13 protein-coding genes are annotated in these 13530 nt (G+C 72.3%); 7 read left to right on the forward strand and 6 right to left on the reverse strand.

Annotated features, from left to right (window positions below):
* Positions 1-17: 17 nt before the first annotated feature.
* The 4 genes from ABKA17_RS20905 to ABKA17_RS20920 are packed head-to-tail and all read right to left on the reverse strand — an operon-like array spanning position 18 to position 5400.
* Positions 18-1772: an ABC transporter ATP-binding protein gene (locus tag ABKA17_RS20905; RefSeq protein WP_353693665.1), complete on the reverse strand. Its 1755-nt coding sequence runs from the start codon at positions 1770-1772 to the stop codon at positions 18-20.
* A gap of 27 nt (positions 1773-1799) precedes the next feature.
* On the reverse strand, positions 1800-3302 hold the full coding sequence (locus ABKA17_RS20910; protein ID WP_353693666.1) for a TIGR00730 family Rossman fold protein: 1503 nt from the start codon (positions 3300-3302) through the stop codon (positions 1800-1802).
* A complete protein-coding gene (locus tag ABKA17_RS20915; RefSeq protein ID WP_353693667.1) occupies positions 3299-4630 on the reverse strand; it encodes an FAD-binding protein in 1332 nt (443 codons plus the stop codon). The genes ABKA17_RS20910 and ABKA17_RS20915 overlap by 4 nt, the downstream gene beginning before the upstream one ends.
* On the reverse strand, positions 4627-5400 hold the full coding sequence (locus ABKA17_RS20920; RefSeq protein WP_353693668.1) for an isopentenyl transferase family protein: 774 nt from the start codon (positions 5398-5400) through the stop codon (positions 4627-4629). Before ABKA17_RS20920 ends, ABKA17_RS20915 begins: the two co-directional genes overlap by 4 nt.
* A 258-nt stretch (positions 5401-5658) precedes the next feature.
* Here ABKA17_RS20920 and ABKA17_RS20925 point away from each other — a divergent pair, with 258 nt between their 5' ends.
* From ABKA17_RS20925 to ABKA17_RS20945, 5 genes are all read left to right on the forward strand, one after another.
* On the forward strand, positions 5659-6267 hold the full coding sequence (locus ABKA17_RS20925; RefSeq protein ID WP_353693669.1) for a transketolase: 609 nt from the start codon (positions 5659-5661) through the stop codon (positions 6265-6267).
* A gap of 82 nt (positions 6268-6349) precedes the next feature.
* Positions 6350-7438: an S-(hydroxymethyl)mycothiol dehydrogenase gene (locus ABKA17_RS20930; RefSeq protein WP_353693670.1), complete on the forward strand. Its 1089-nt coding sequence runs from the start codon at positions 6350-6352 to the stop codon at positions 7436-7438.
* A complete protein-coding gene (locus ABKA17_RS20935) occupies positions 7438-8067 on the forward strand; it encodes an MBL fold metallo-hydrolase (RefSeq protein ID WP_353693671.1) in 630 nt (209 codons plus the stop codon). The genes ABKA17_RS20930 and ABKA17_RS20935 overlap by 1 nt, the downstream gene beginning before the upstream one ends.
* Complete coding sequence (locus tag ABKA17_RS20940) at positions 8057-8431, forward strand: DUF4180 domain-containing protein (RefSeq protein WP_353693672.1); 375 nt, start codon at positions 8057-8059, stop codon at positions 8429-8431. Before ABKA17_RS20935 ends, ABKA17_RS20940 begins: the two co-directional genes overlap by 11 nt.
* A 120-nt stretch (positions 8432-8551) precedes the next feature.
* Positions 8552-9466, forward strand: a complete 915-nt coding sequence (locus ABKA17_RS20945; protein ID WP_353693673.1) for an SDR family oxidoreductase — start codon at positions 8552-8554, stop codon at positions 9464-9466.
* A 2-nt stretch (positions 9467-9468) separates the two neighbouring features.
* On the opposite strand, the gene ABKA17_RS20950 is transcribed toward ABKA17_RS20945, so the two are convergent.
* Positions 9469-10005: a hypothetical protein gene (locus ABKA17_RS20950; RefSeq protein ID WP_353693674.1), complete on the reverse strand. Its 537-nt coding sequence runs from the start codon at positions 10003-10005 to the stop codon at positions 9469-9471.
* 51 nt (positions 10006-10056) lie between these two features.
* On the opposite strand from ABKA17_RS20950, the gene ABKA17_RS20955 reads away from it, so the two are divergent.
* A complete protein-coding gene (locus tag ABKA17_RS20955; protein ID WP_353693675.1) occupies positions 10057-10848 on the forward strand; it encodes an SDR family NAD(P)-dependent oxidoreductase in 792 nt (263 codons plus the stop codon).
* A 58-nt stretch (positions 10849-10906) separates the two neighbouring features.
* The gene (locus ABKA17_RS20960) at positions 10907-12169 is read left to right on the forward strand and encodes an MFS transporter (RefSeq protein WP_502994320.1); all 1263 of its coding nucleotides are present in this window, start codon (positions 10907-10909) and stop codon (positions 12167-12169) included.
* Here the strand turns inward: ABKA17_RS20960 and ABKA17_RS20965 are convergent.
* The gene (locus ABKA17_RS20965; RefSeq protein ID WP_353693677.1) at positions 12141-13526 is read right to left on the reverse strand and encodes a pyridoxal phosphate-dependent decarboxylase family protein; all 1386 of its coding nucleotides are present in this window, start codon (positions 13524-13526) and stop codon (positions 12141-12143) included. The two genes, ABKA17_RS20960 and ABKA17_RS20965, sit on opposite strands and share 29 nt — an antisense overlap.
* Positions 13527-13530: the final 4 nt, after the last annotated feature.

Below are 13530 nucleotides of genomic sequence, written 5' to 3' on the forward strand. Positions count from 1 at the left end.
CAGACCGCGCTGCACCCTTACTCCGCCGTCGCCAGGAACTGGGTCGCCGCCAGCTCCGCGTACAGCGGATCCGCGGCCACCAGTTCCCGGTGGGTGCCCACCGCCCGTACCCGCCCCGCGTCCATGACCACGATCCGGTCGGCCATGGTCACCGTCGACAGCCGGTGCGCGACGACCAGGACCGTCGTTGTGCGCGCGACGTCGGCGACCGTGTCGCGCAGCGCGGCCTCGTTCACCGCGTCCAGCTGGGAGGTGGCCTCGTCGAGGAGGAGCAGACGGGGGCGGCGCAGCAGGGCGCGGGCGATGGCGACGCGTTGGCGTTCGCCGCCGGAGAGCTTGGTGCCGCGATGGCCCACGAGGGTGTCGACGCCGCCGGGCAGCCGGGCGACCAGTCCGTCCAGGCGGGTCGTCTTCAGGACCCGCGCCAGCGCCGCGTCGTCCGCGTCCGGGTTGCCCAGGAGCAGGTTGTCGCGCAGCGAGCCCGACAGCACCGGGGCGTCCTGCTCGACGTAGCCGATCGCCGAACGCAGCCGGGGCAACTCCCAGTCGGCGAGGTCGCGTCCGTCGAGGCTGATGGTGCCGGACTCGGGGTCGTAGAAGCGCTCGATGAGCGAGAACACGGTGGTCTTGCCCGCGCCGGAGGGCCCGACGAACGCCGTCATGCCCTGGGCGGGCACCGCGAACGTCACGCCGTGGTGGACGTAGGGGAGGTCGTCGGCGTAGCGGAAGCGTACGTCGGTGAAGGCGAGGGTCGCGGGTTCGGCGCCGGCCGTGGGCAACGGGGCGGGCGCACCGGCCGGTTCGGCGGGCAGCCGCAGGGCCTCCTGGATCCGGGCCAGGGCCGCCGAGCCCGTCTGGTACTGGGTGATCGCGCCGACGACCTGCTGGATCGGCGACATCAGATAGAAGACGTACAGCAGGAACGCCACCAGCGTACCCACGTCGATCGACCCGGTCGCCACCCGCGCCCCGCCCACCGCGAGGACCGTGATGAAGGCGATCTGCATCGCCAGTCCGGCCGTGTTGCCCGCGGCCGCCGTCCACTTGGCGGCCCGCACGCTCTGCCGCCACGACTCCTCGGCGGCCTCGTGCAGCGCCCGCTCCTCCCGGTGCTCCGCGCCCGAGGCCTTCACCGTGCGCAGCGCGCCGAGGGTCCGCTCCAGCGAGGCCCCCATCACACCGACCGCGTCCTGCGCCTGCCGACTGGCCTTGTTGATACGCGGCACGATCACACCGAGGATCGTGCCCGCGCCCAGGATGACGGCCAGGGTGACGCCCAGCAGCACCGGGTCGACCAGGCCCATCATGACCACCGTCGCCACCAGCGTGAGCCCGCCGGTGCCGAGGCCGACGAGGGAGTCGGTGGTGACCTCGCGCAGCAGGGTGGTGTCGGAGGTGATGCGGGCCATCAGATCGCCCGGCTCGGTGCGGTCCACGGCCGTGATGCGCAGCCGCAGCAGATACGACGACAGTGAGCGCCGCGCGCCGAGCACGACCGACTCGGCGGTGCGCCGCAGCACGTACGAACCCAGCGCGCCCAGCGCCGCGTTGGCCACCACCAGGCCCGACATGACGAGCAACGCGCCCGTGATGGTGCGGTCGTGGGAGAGGTCGTCGATCAACTCCCGTGCCACCAGCGGCAGCAGCAGTCCCGTGGCACCCGTGACCAGGGAGAGCAGGGCGCCCACGAGCAGGGCCCAGCGGTGGGGTCGGACGTATCCGAGGAGCAGGCGCCAGGTGGGCGGGGCCTGCTCCGTCGCGGCGATGCTCACGGCGCTCCTCGCGGTCGGGCGGAGCTTTCAGGCTACGTCCGCCGCCTTGCGCAGGGCTCGCCAGTTCCGTGTCACCGACAGGACCAGGGGCCGGTCGGGACCGTGGGGGAGACAGGCGTCGAGGATGCCGGTCAGGACCTCGCCCGGGCCGAGCTCCAGGTAGGTGGTCGTGCCCTCGGCGTGCAGCCGGGCGACCGCGTCCGCGAAACGGACGGGCCGGCGCAGGGCGTTCACCCAGTGGCCGGGTTCGGTGGCCGCCTTGGTGACCGGTTCGGCCGTGGTGTCGCACAGCAGCGGGACACGGGGGACGTGGAGCTCCATCGTGCGCAGCACCCGGTGGTAGTCGGCTAGAAGGGGCTCGAAGCGCGGCGAGTGGGGAGCCGCGTCCACGCGCAGCACATGGGTGCGGCGCCCGCGGGCCGCCCACTCGGCGCACACCGCGGTCACCGCCTCACGGTCGCCGGACACGACGACGGACCGGGGCCCGTTGACCGCCGCCACCACGGCGCCCGCCCCCAGACGCAGTTCCTGAGGCCCCGCCTCGACCGCGGCCATGCACCCACCGGCCGGCAGGTTCCGCATAAGCCGTGACAGCGTGCCCACCGCACGACAGGCGTCGGGCAGCGAGAACACCCCCGCCGCGTGCGCCGCCGCCATGTGCCCGGCCGAGTAGCCGAACAGCACGTCGGGACGCAGCCCCTGGCTCTCCAGCAGCCGGTACTGGGCCACCTGGAGCGCGAAGATCGCCGGAAATCCGTAGGCGACCCGGTCGAGCAGCACCGCCGTGCGCGAACCGGCCGGGGCGAACATCACGTCCCGCAGCGGCAGGTCCAGGTAGGGCGCGAGCAGCTCGCACACCTCGTCGAGGGTGTCGGCGAACACCGGTGACGTGGCGTGGAGTTCGCGCCCCATCCCCGGCTGCTGCGAACCGGCCGCCGAGAACAGGAACGCGGTCCGGCCCCTCGGCACCCGCACCGGAGCCTCGGCGGCCGGTGGGTCCGCCAGCCGGGCGAGGACCTCCTCGGCCGACCGGCACACCACGATCCGCTCCAGGTCCCCGGGATGCAGGAAGCCCTCGTCGCGGGCGTGTTCCAGGAAGGACAGCAGCGGACGGTAGAAGCCGGCCGGGTCGAGCAGCAGACACGGTTTGCGGTGCAGGCCCAACTGGGCCCAGGTGAGCGCCTCCAGCAGCTCCTCCGCGGTGCCCAGACCGCCCGGCAGCGCCACGAACGCCTCACCCGCCTCGGCCATCCGCGCCTTGCGCTCGTGCAGATCGGCGACCACCTCGAGTTCGGTGAGCCCGGTGTGGGTGATCTCGTACGGCAGCATCGCGCGCGGCACGACCCCGGTCACCGAGCCCCCGGCAGTCAGCGCCCCGTCCGCGACGGCGCCCATCAGACCGGTGCGGGCGCCGCCGTAGACCAGGCGTATCCCGGCGCCGGCCAGGGCGCGGCCCAGGTCGGTGGCGGCGTGCAGCGGGCCGGGGCGGTGCCCGGCGGACGCGCCGCAGAAGACGGTGACGGCGCTCACGCCCACAGTCCGTACCCCCTGGTCAGGATGTGCCGCGGGTCGTAGTGGTCCTTGGCGCGCGCCAGAGCGGTCCAGGCGGGACCGAAGTGGGCCCGCCAGTCCTCCGGCGTCATCGGCAGCGCGCTCACCGGGTACAGGACCCCGCCGACGGCCCTGGCCCGTTCGTACAGGGCGCGGTTGGCGTCGACCATGCGGCGGGCGGTGACCGGATCGGTGGGCGGTGCGGTGCGCATCAGGGAGAGCAGGCACAGGAGTTCACCGTGCGGCCTGCGCAGCAGCGGCGCCCGCAGGGCCCGGGCCGACAGCGGCCGCAGCCGCACCTCGCCGCAGAACCGCAGGTCCTGCTGTTCGGCCTCGGCCAGCACGGCCGGGACGAAGGCCTCGGCCACCTCCTCCGGGAGCAGCAGGGTCAGCCAGGGGTGCGGACGCTCCCACTCACCGGTGGCGCGCAGCAGCCGTTCGTCGCGGGCCGGCCGGTGCAGATACTCCGCGTACGACAGGTCCTCGATCTCCTCGGTCTCCCGGTCGTGGTCCAGGTCCCCGATCAACAGGTCGTCGGTCAACACGTCGTCGAAGCAGGGGAGTTGACCGTCGTACGGGGTCACCGCCTCGATCATGTAGCGCCAGGTGCCGCCGAGGGCCGGGCGGGCCTGGCCCGCGACATGGCTGAAGCGGGCGTCGCGGGCCAGCCTGCGTTGGTCCGCGAAGAAGGTGGCGGGTCCCTCGTGGTAGAGGCGGTAGCGGCGGACGCGCCGTGGGGCGGGCACCAGCCCGAGGGTGGCGCGGACGATCAGAGCGCACTGGCCGAGGCCCGCCAGGACCGCCCGGAAGAGCTCCGGATGCCGCTCGGGCGAGCACACCAGTTGCTCGCCGGTGCCGGTGACCACCTCCAGCTCCCGCACCCAGTCGGCGACCAGTCCGCGCCGATGGCTCGACCCGCCGAATCCGCCGGTGCTCAGCACCCCGCCGACACTGGCCCCCAGATGGTCGGGGAGCACCGGCGGCACCAGCCCCTCGGCGAGCGCGGCCCGCACCACCGCGCCCCACGTCGTACCGGCCCCGGCGACCAGCGTCCGGTCGCCCGGCACACAGCGCACCTCGTCGAGCGCGCCCATGTCGACGACGTATCCGCCGTGCGCCTGACCCTGTCCGTACGGGGCGTGCCCGCAGCCACGGGCCGACACCGGGATTCCGCGCGGCCCGGCGCAGGAGACGAGTTCGCGGACCTCGGCACAGGAGTGCGCCGTGAGGAAACCGAGGGGGCGGGATTCCACGAGGTGGCCGAAATCGTGCGAGGCGAGGGCCGGATCCTGCCGGGTCGCATTCACGCCACACGCTCCAGGAGGTCGGTGTCGAATCCGGGCTCGGAAATTCGACTGTCGAAAATTTCGGAGAACACGCGATGCTGGAGAAATCCGTGTTCCGCGTGGCGTTCGGCGATCAGCGCGGCCATCCGTTCCAGAACGTGCTCGGAAAGGGGCTGGGTGTCGACCGACTCCACCTCCAGCGTGTACTTGGCGCAGCATTCGAGGACGGCTTCGAAGCCGTTGACGGAGGCCGCGAGCAACCGGCGGCGGGGGTCGCGCCAGAGCGCGGCGAGTTCCGCCAGGAGGCTGTGTCCACCGGGTGCCTCCGGGGCGAGCATCCCGCGGGCCCGGCGGTCCAGGGCCGCGACGTACTCGTCCCGGCCGGGCGGGGGCAGGAGGCGGACTGTCAGGTGCCAGGACAGTTCGGACCGCCGGGCCATCAGCTCCCGCAACAGGGAGATCGAGCCGCCTTCGACGATCACGAACCGGTGCCCGGCGCCCAGTCGCTCCACCAGCGCGACCAGGGCATCCGTCGCCTTCGCCGCGCACAGGTCGCCGTCGGCGAAGGTGCGGTCCCCGAGCCAGTGCCGGCACACCCCGGGTACGTCGGCACCCGCGCGGGCGCTCGTGGTGGCGAGGTCGGTGAAGCACTGGAGACGGTCGGCGACCACGATCGGGGCGCCGGTCGCCCGGGCCAGCCGCGTGGCCGCCGCGCTCTTTCCGACCCCGGTCGGCCCGGCGATGAGATGGACCAACGGGCCGGACGCCGGACGCGTTTCGCTCTGGGCCATGGCGGGATGTCCCCTTCCGCTTCATCTTCAGGGTGAGATGAATGACAAGGTAAACGCGGCGCACCGCCGTGAAGAACCAGGCGGGTATCTGGAGCGGGCAAAGAGACGTCCACATTCCTGTGTGCCTGTTAAAGGTTCAATTTCCTGGGGTGAGGGGCTCAAGTGCGGGGAATCCAGGGTCGTATGAGAGGCCGTCGAGTTTGTTTCCCAACGTTTTCTTGACGCGTCCGAAGAGAATCCTCACCAGGAGGTCATTCCGTGCAATCCGACATGCTGATCGCGGCCGCCGAGTCCCTTCCGCAGTCCATGACTCCGTGCTCCGGGGCTCCGCGGTCCACGTCGGGCGGAACCGTCCTCGTCGGCTACGGAGCCGTCGAAGAACTGACCAGGTTCGCCGCCACGCCCGGCTGGACGGTACATGCCCCCGGCCACCCCGTCGAAGTGCGCGGCATCGTCCTGGCCGCGGTGGCGAGCGGCGAACGGGCGTACGTCCATGTCTCCGCCGATTCCAACGCCGAGCCGCATGGAGGCACGGAAGGGTTCGCGCTCGTCCGGGAGGGCCTGGACGGCGTGGTGCTCGCGGTCGGCGCCACCCTCGACCCAATCCTGCGCGCCACCGAGGGACTGGACCTGACCGTGCTCTACGCGGCCACCATCCGGCCCTTCGACGAGGTCGGTCTGCGCACGGCCGCCCTCGCCGCCGACCAGGCGGACCTGGTGCTGGTCGAGCCGGGCCTGCCGGGGACCTCGGCCCCGCAGATCGCGCGGACGCTGGTCCATGTGCCGCACCGGCTGCTGGCCCTGGGCGGCACGGACGTCCGGGACGAGGAGGCGCTGGGCCGGGCCGTCCGGGGCTTCCTGCGGTGACGGATCCGCTCCCGTGCCGTTACTGATCAGTTCCGCGTAGGGTCGAGGGGACGGACACCGCCGGAAGGAAAGGCTCACCACCATGGCGCAGGAAGTTCGCGGCGTGATCGCACCGGGCAAGGACGAGCCGGTCCGGGTGGAGACCATCCTGGTGCCCGACCCCGGCCCGGGCGAGGCGGTCGTACAGGTGCAGGCGTGCGGGGTGTGCCACACCGATCTGCACTACAAGCAGGGCGGGATCTCGGACGACTTCCCCTTCCTGCTCGGGCACGAGGCGGCGGGGATCGTGGAGGCGGTGGGCGAGGGCGTCACCGACGTCGCCCCCGGTGACTTCGTGATCCTCAACTGGCGTGCGGTGTGCGGAAATTGCCGGGCCTGTCTGCGGGGCCGGCCCTGGTACTGCTTCAACACCCACAACGCCTCGCAGAAGATGACCCTCGCCGCGACCGGCCAGGAGCTCTCGCCCGCCCTCGGGATCGGGGCGTTCGCGGAGAAGACGCTGGTCGCCGCCGGGCAGTGCACCAAGGTGGACCCGTCGGTCGCGCCTCAGGTGGCCGGGCTGCTGGGCTGCGGGGTGATGGCCGGTATCGGCGCGGCCATCAACACCGGCAACGTCGGCCGGGGTGACACGGTCGCCGTCATCGGCTGCGGCGGGGTCGGGGACGCGGCCGTCGCCGGGGCGAACCTGGCGGGCGCGGCACGGATCATCGCCGTCGACATCGACGACCGCAAGCTGGACAAGGCCCGCTCGATGGGCGCCACCCACACCGTGAACTCCAGGAACACCGACCCGGTGGAGGCGATCCGTGAGCTGACCGGCGGCCACGGCGCGGACGTGGTCATCGAGGCGGTGGGCCGCCCGGAGACGTACAAGCAGGCCTTCTACGCCCGTGACCTGGCCGGCACGGTCGTCCTGGTCGGGGTGCCCACCCCGGACATGAAGCTGGAACTGCCCCTGCTGGACGTCTTCGGTCGCGGTGGCTCCCTCAAGTCCTCCTGGTACGGCGACTGTCTGCCCTCCCGGGACTTCCCGATGCTCATCGACCTGCATCTGCAAGGCCGCCTGGACCTGGGAGCGTTCGTGACCGAGACCATCCAACTCGACGAGGTCGAGAAGGCCTTCGAGCGCATGCACGGCGGCGACGTGCTCCGTTCGGTGGTGGTGTTCTGATGACCGCCCGCATCGAACGCCTCGTCACGTCCGGGCAGTTCAGCCTCGACGGCGGCACCTGGGACGTCGACAACAACGTGTGGATCGTCGGCGACGACCACGAGGTGATCGTCATCGACGCGGCGCACGACGCCGCGGCGATCGCCGAAGCCGTCGGCGACCGGCGCCTGACCGCGATCGTGTGCACCCACGCCCACAACGACCACATCGACGCCGCCCCGGCACTCGCCGACCTCACGGGCGCCACGATCTGGCTGCACCCGGACGACCTACCCCTGTGGAAGCAGACCCACCCCGACCGCGACCCCGACGCCCACCTCCAGGACGGCCAGGTGATCGAGGCGGCCGGCGCCGACCTGCGGGTGCTGCACACCCCCGGCCACGCGCCCGGCGCGGTCTGCCTCTACGACCCCGCCCTCGCCACGGTGTTCACCGGCGACACCCTCTTCCAGGGCGGCCCCGGCGCCACCGGCCGCTCCTTCTCCCACTTCCCGACGATCGTCGACTCGATCCGCGACCGGCTGCTCGCTCTGCCGCCCGAGACCAAGGTGCTCACCGGCCACGGCGACAGCACGACCATCGGCGCCGAGGCCCCGCACCTTCAGGAATGGATCGCGCGTGGCCACTGACGAGATCGTGAAGCTGCACGGGGTGAACGTGCTGCGCTGCGCTCCCGACGGCCCGCCGCTGGACGGCGAGCGCGCCGCGCTGGACCTCATCGGCGACGCCATGGGGCTCGGCGCGGAACTCGTCGCGGTGCCCGCCGAACGGGTCGACGCCGAGTTCTTCCGGCTGCGGTCGGGGGTGGCCGGGGCGGTCATGCAGAAGTTCGTGAACTACCGGGTGCGCCTGGCCGTCGTAGGAGACGTGTCCCGGCACCTGGACGGCAGCGACGCGCTGCGCGACTTCGTCCACGAGACCAACCAGGGCGGCCACATCTGGATCCTCGCGGACCTCGACGCCCTGGAGGACCGGCTCCGCGCGGCCGGGTGACATCGGAGGAGAACCCGGTGACTCCTCGAAAAACCGGTGACTCCTCGAAAAAGGTGACAGGAGATGTCCGGCTTACCCGGCACCGTGGAATCGACCACGAAGACACGGGAGGCCGGACACATGTCACAACCGCTCAAGGGCAAGGTCGCACTGGTCGCCGGGGCGACCCGGGGAGCCGGACGGGGGGTCGCCGTCGAACTCGGGGCGGCCGGCGCCACCGTCTACGCGACGGGCCGCAGCACCCGGGACCGGCGCTCGGAGTACGACCGCCCCGAGACCATCGAGGACACCGCCGACCTGGTGACCCAGGCCGGCGGCGAGGGCATCGCCGTACCCACCGACCACCTCGAACCCGCCCAGGTCCGCGCGCTGGTCGACCGGATCGCGGACGAACAGGGCCGCCTCGACGTCCTCGTCAACAACATCTGGGGCGGCGAGAAACTCTTCGAGTGGGAGAGCCCCGTCTGGGAGCACGACCTCGACAACGGCCTGCGGCTGCTGCGGCTCGCGGTCGAGACCCATGTCATCACCAGCCACCACGCCCTGCCCCTGCTGCTGCGTCACCCCGGGGGACTGGTGGTGGAGATGACGGACGGCACCGCCGAGTACAACGGCGCCACCTACCGCAACACCTTCTTCTACGACCTCGCCAAGACGTCCGTCCTGCGCATGGGCTTCGCCCTCGGCCATGAACTCGGCCCCCGCGGAGCCACCGCCGTCACGCTCACCCCGGGCTGGCTGCGGTCGGAGATGATGCTGGAGCACTACGGAGTGCGCGAGGACAACTGGCGCGACGCCCTCGACCGCGTCCCCCACTTCGCCATCTCCGAGACCCCGCGCTACGTCGGCCGCGCCGTCACCGCCCTCGCCGCCGACCCCGAGGTGGCCCGCTTCAACAGCACGTCCCTCTCCAGCGGCGGCCTCGCCCAGGTCTACGGCTTCACCGACCTGGACGGCAGCCGCCCGGATGCGTGGCGGTACATCGTGGAGGTACAGGACGCGGGGAAGCCGGCGGACACGACCGGTTACCGCTGAGATCAGGGCTGGTTCACCGACGGGAACTGCCATCGCACCACGAGGCCCGGTGGCAGTGCCAGATCGTCGCGTACGGCGGCGTAGTAGGCGTCACGTCCGAGGCGATGCCGCTCCACCAGCTCCCGCCATGCCGCCGCATCGCGCGTCCCGTCGCGCAGGAACTGCTCCATCTCCAGCACCACGGTGACCCAGGCTCGCGCCTTGTGCACCACCTCCGGGCTCCCCAGCATGAGCAGCGACTCCCCGGCCGGGTCCCGGGCGAGCGTGGCCCCGGCCAGCAAAGGTGCGGCCTCCTCGGCGGAGAGGGGATGCGGATGAGGGTCGATGCCGAGGTGGGACGCCGCTCGGCAGGCCAGCGTGACGGTCTTCTTCAGCGTGCTCGCGTAGTCGGCGTACACCGCGAGCCGCCGCTCCTCCCAACGTGCCGACTGCTCACGGCGGAAGCGGGCACCGTCGCTGCGGACGACCGCCAGGTACGAACCGAGCGCGCCGATCACGACACCGATCAGCGCGGGCAGTTGCTGCATGAAAGCCGACATGGGCGCACGGTATCTGCCTGGTTGATCCCTCCGGCACTACCGTGCGTCCCCATGACGGACACAACACGCTTCGCAGGGTACGGAGTTCTCATCACCGGCGCCGCCCGCGGCATCGGCGCCGCCACCGCGCGGAGGTTCGCCGAGGAGGGGGCGCGGGTGCTGGTGACCGATGTGGACGTGCCGGCGGCGGAGGAGGCGGCTGCCGGTCTGCGTGAACTGGGCCTGACGGCAGAGGCGTTCGGGTGTGATGTCGGGGACCGGGCCTCCGTGGCGGCAGCCGTCCAGCGGGCCGTCGACGCGTTCGGCTCGCTGGACGTCCTCGTCAACAACGCCTGCCACTGCACCCCGGACGCCCCGCTCTTCGAGGACGAGACGGACGACGAGTGGGCCGCCGACCTCGACATCACCCTGACCGGCGCCTTCCGGTGCGCCCGGGCCGCTCTCCCGCACCTGGCCGAATCCGGTCGCGGTGCCGTCGTCAACGTCGGTTCCGTGAACGGCCTGACGGACTTCGGCAACCACGCCTACAGCGCCGCCAAGGCGGGCCTGGGCTCCCTGACGCGCACCCTCGCCGGACACGCCGCCGCCCGGGGCGTCCGCGTCAACCTCGTCGTCCCCGGCACCGTCCGCACCGCCGCCTGGGAGGGCCGCGAGGAACAGCTCGACAGCATGCGCGACCTCTATCCGCTGGGCCGGGTGGGCGAGCCCGAGGACATCGCCGCGGCGATCACGTTCCTCGCCTCCCGGGACGCGTCCTGGATCACGGGCACGACCCTCGTCGTCGACGGCGGGATCACCGCGGTCAACTCCGGCTTCCAGGAGTATCGACGTAGCAAGTCTTAAGAGTCGCTGTAGATCTTTTCACTTGTCCTGCGACGAGGGCGTCGGGCAGCGTTCTCCTGTGTTGCCCGAATCCCCTTGGCGTACCGCCGACTTCCGCGTCCTGTTCGCCGCGAGCACCCTCAGCCAGCTCGGCACGAACGTCAGTTACGTCGCCGTACCCCTCCTCGCCGTCACCGCGCTGGACGCCGGTCCCGGACAGGTCGGCGCGCTCGCCACCCTGAGCACCCTGGCGTTCCTGCTCATCGGGCTGCCCGCCGGTGCCTGGGTGGACCGGATGCGGCACCGCCGGGTCCTGATCGTGGCGGACCTCGCCCGCGCGGCCCTGTACGTCTCGGTCCCGCTCGCCTGGTGGACGGACACCCTCACCCTCGGCCAGCTCTACGCCGTCGTCCTGTTCAACGGCGCCGCGACCGTGTTCTTCGACGTCGCCTCCCAGAGCACCCTGCCCCGTCTGGTCGGCCGCGATGCCCTGGTCCCGGCGAACGCCGCCCTGGTCGGCCTCCAGGCGGTCGGCAACGTCGCCGGACGTGGCGCGGGCGGCGCCCTGGTCCAGTTCCTCACCGCCCCCGTGGCCCTGCTGTGCGCGGCGGTGACCTACCTGGCCTCCGGCCTCCAGCTCATCGCGATCCGAGGCAAGGAGGCCCCCGCGGGCCGGAAGCGGCGGGCCTCGCTCAAGGCAGAGATCGCCGAAGGCCTCCGGCACGTCTTCGGCAATCCGGAACTGCGAGCCCTCGCCCTCACGGCCGCCCTGGTCAACCTGGGCATGCAGACGGTGAACACCATGCTGCCCCTCCTGTTCGTACGCGAACTCGACCTGCCCGCAAGCGCGTTGGGCCTGTTCTGGGCGGCCGGCGGTCTGGGCCTGCTGCTCGGCGCCCGCTGCGCACGCCCCCTCGCCGCCCGCCTCGGCCACGGCCGTACCCTCGGACTCGCGGGCGCGGTCCTGGCACCCGCCGGTCTCCTCGTACCCCTCATCGACCGCGGACCGTGGCTGTGGATCGCCGGCGCCGGCTGGATCCTGGTCCTGTTCAAGACCGGCACCGACAACGTCCTCGGCGTCAGCCTGCGACAGCGCATGACCTCGGACGACCTCCTGGGCCGCATGAACGCCACCTACCGCTTCGTCCTGACCGGAGCGCTCGCCGTCGGCGCCGCGGTCGCCGGACTGCTCGGCGAACTGGTCGGCGTACGCGCCACGTTGTGGGTCGGCGGAGTGCTGATGACGACCGCCTTCCTGCCGGTCTACCTCTCCCCGGTCCGCACCCGACGCGAACTCCCGCAACACGCCCCGGTCACAGCGCCCGCGCCACAGCCCCGCTGATCCGCTTCACATCGGCCGCGGACGTACGCCAGTTGCTGAACGCCGCCCGCAGCCCGGGCGTCCCGTCGTACACGGTCGGCGTCAGAAACGTCTCGCCGGTGGCCGCCACCGCCCGTGCCAGCGCGTCGACCCGCTCCTGCGTCGGCTCGTCGGCCAGGGTGAAGCAGACGACGTTCAGCCGGACCGGGGCGAGCAGGCGCAGGCCGGCCGTCGCGGCGACGCGCTCGCCGAGCTCCCGGGCCAGCGCGACGTTCCGTTCGACGATCTCGCGATGCCCGTCCCGGCCGTACGCCATGAGGGAGAACCACGCCGGGAGGGCGCGCAGCCGCCGGGAGTTCTCCGGTGTCAGATGCACGAAGTCCGGCTCGCCGGCGGGCAGTCCGAGATACGGCGAGGCGTTGTGGAACACCGCCACCTGAAGATCCCGGCGGCGGGTGAACTGGACGGCCGCGTCATAGGGCACGTTGAGCCACTTGTGCAGATCGACACAGACGGAGTCGGCGGCGTCGAGACCGTCGACGAGTTCGGCGTACGACGGGGAGAGCGCGGCGAAGCCGCCGAACGCGGCGTCCACGTGCAACCAGAAGTCGTGCCGCTCCCGGAGCGCCGCGATCGCCCGCAGATCGTCGAAGTCGACCGTGTTCACGGTGCCGGCGTTCGCCACCACGATCGCCGGCCGGCCGCCCAGCGCCGACAGCGCGCGGTCGAGCGCGGCGACGTCCACGGCCTCCCGGTTGCCCGGCAGCACCGGCACCGACCGCAGCCGGTCCCGGCCGACGCCGAGCACCGACAGGGCCTTGCCGATGCTGGAGTGCGGGCTGCCGGAGAGCACGTGGACCTCGCCGAGCGCCGCGGCCCCGTCCCGCGACACCGACACACCGAGCCGCTCGCCCAGCCACTCGCGGGCGACGGCGAGCCCCACGGTGTTGGACGCGGTCGCCCCGGTGACGAACGCCCCGCTGTGCGCCTCGCCCAGCCCGAACAGCTCGCGCAGCCAGCCCACCGTCTCCCGCTCCAGCGCGGTCGCCCAGGACCCCACCGCACCCGAGCCGTTCTGGTCGTAGACGCTGGTCAGCCAGTCCCCGGCGACGGAGGCGGGCGTCGCGCCGCCCGTCACGAAGCCGAGGTAGCGGGGGCCGGCCGAGCCGGAGAAGCCGGGCGCCCACCGCTCGGCGAACCGTGCCAGCGCACCCTGTGCCCCGGCGCCCGCACCCGGCAGCTCTTCACGGTCGGGTGCCTTGTCGAGGTGGACGGCCGGCCGCTCGGACAGCCCGGCCAGCTCACGGGCGGCCAGATCGCGCGCGGACTGGAGCAGGTCGGGGAGCCGGGAGAGATCGTCGGCGAGAGTACGGTGCATGCGC

This window comes from Streptomyces sp. RG80 (assembly GCF_040446465.1).
In the GTDB taxonomy this organism is placed as follows: Bacteria; Actinomycetota; Actinomycetes; order Streptomycetales; family Streptomycetaceae; genus Streptomyces.

What these genes read in the sequence shown, in the direction of transcription:
- ABKA17_RS20935 (WP_353693671.1), top strand. Translation starts at nt 7,438, where the DNA reads ATGACCGCCCGCATCGAACGCCTCGTCACGTCCGGGCAGTTCAGCCTC.
- ABKA17_RS20965 (WP_353693677.1), bottom strand. Translation starts at nt 13,526, where the DNA reads ATGCACCGTACTCTCGCCGACGATCTCTCCCGGCTCCCCGACCTGCTC.
- ABKA17_RS20930 (WP_353693670.1), top strand. Translation starts at nt 6,350, where the DNA reads ATGGCGCAGGAAGTTCGCGGCGTGATCGCACCGGGCAAGGACGAGCCG.
- ABKA17_RS20950 (WP_353693674.1), bottom strand. Translation starts at nt 10,005, where the DNA reads ATGTCGGCTTTCATGCAGCAACTGCCCGCGCTGATCGGTGTCGTGATC.
- ABKA17_RS20955 (WP_353693675.1), top strand. Translation starts at nt 10,057, where the DNA reads ATGACGGACACAACACGCTTCGCAGGGTACGGAGTTCTCATCACCGGC.
- ABKA17_RS20945 (WP_353693673.1), top strand. Translation starts at nt 8,552, where the DNA reads ATGTCACAACCGCTCAAGGGCAAGGTCGCACTGGTCGCCGGGGCGACC.
- ABKA17_RS20920 (WP_353693668.1), bottom strand. Translation starts at nt 5,400, where the DNA reads ATGGCCCAGAGCGAAACGCGTCCGGCGTCCGGCCCGTTGGTCCATCTC.